Origin of the sequence: Paraburkholderia sp. BR14320 (assembly GCF_040948665.1) — a bacterium.
In the GTDB taxonomy this organism is placed as follows: Bacteria; Pseudomonadota; Gammaproteobacteria; order Burkholderiales; family Burkholderiaceae; genus Paraburkholderia; species Paraburkholderia youngii.
Genome location: NZ_JBFPKG010000184.1, coordinates 1 through 1,305, shown reverse-complemented (window position 1 = coordinate 1,305; position 1,305 = coordinate 1). Strand labels below are relative to the sequence as shown.

Annotated in this window: 1 protein-coding gene; it reads left to right on the top strand. The window is 58.1% G+C overall.

Annotation, left to right across the window (positions count from 1 at the left end):
• Nucleotides 1-87: 87 nt before the first annotated feature.
• Nucleotides 88-1,185, top strand: coding sequence for an IS5 family transposase (locus tag AB3X89_RS39705; protein WP_368587992.1), 1,098 nt, complete (start codon nt 88-90; stop codon nt 1,183-1,185).
• Nucleotides 1,186-1,305: the final 120 nt, after the last annotated feature.

The following is a 1,305-nucleotide window of genomic DNA, read 5'->3' as shown; positions in this document are numbered from 1 at the left end:
CAGGTTGCTGAAGTACCGCTGAAACACGTCATCGCGCAGAGTTCGTGAAGCGTTGATAGATGAACCACCACTTGCCCACTGGAGATCATGCGCGGCGCCGACACGTTCACCGAGAGTTTGTTTTCCGTACGCAAGCTGGACGACTTCGTGCCCAAGTCGCATCCGTTGCGTTCGATCCGCGTGATGGCGAACGAAGCGCTGGCGAAGATGGATCGACTGTTCGCGGGGATGTACGAAGCTGACATAAAGGGTGGACGGCCGAGCATCGCGCCAGAGAAGTTGCTGCGAGCCATGCTGATCCAGATCCTTTACAGCATCCGCTCGGAGCGCCAACTCATGGAGCAGGTGCAGTACAACCTGCTGTTTCGCTGGTTCATCGGCCTGGCCATGGATGATGAGGTGTGGGTGCCCACGGTCTTCACGAAGAACCGGGAGCGTCTGATCAAGCACGATGCCGTGATCGAATTCTTCAACGCCGTAGTGGCCATCGCCGAGAAGAAGTGCCTGCTCTCGGGGGAGCATTTCAGCGTGGACGGCACGTTGATCCAGGCGTGGGCCGGACACAAGAGCTTCGTACGCAAGAACGGTGACGATCAGGACAACGATGGTAGCGGCGCGGGCGACTTCAAGGGCGAGAAACGCAGCAACGAGACACATCAGTCGAGGACCGATCCAGATGCGCAGCTCTATCGCAAAGGCAAAACGGCCAGCGAATTGCGGTACATGGGCCATACGCTGACCGATAACCGGCACGGCCTGGTGGTCAATGCGCGCGTGACACGCGCCGACGGGCATGCAGAGCGTGAAGCCGCCAAGATCATGATCCACGACGCGCGGCAAGCGGCAGAGGATCCGAACGTAGAAATTACGTTGGGTGCAGACAAGGGTTACGACGCTCAGGAATTCATCGAGGCGTGCCAACAGATGAAGGTCACACCGCACGTTGCGCAAAACACCACGGGGCGACGTTCGGCAGTGCCCGACACGATTGCCTCGAGCGCGGGCTACGCCATTTCGCAGCAAAAGCGCAAGTTGATCGAACAAGGTTTCGGCTGGGCCAAGACCGTAGGACGCATGCGCCAGGTGATGGTGCGCGGCTTGAAGAAGGTGGACCAGATGTTCGTGTTGAACATGACGGCCTATAACCTCGTGCGCATGCGATCCCTGGCACAAATCCGCCCATAGTGGCTGGAAAAGGCGGCAATGAGGCCAGAAGTCGGCCTCACAGTGCTTTAAAAAGGTTGATGCGCGTTGAAATTGCACAATGCGAAAGATTTAGCGACGGTGGGCGCTCAAATCGTGGAA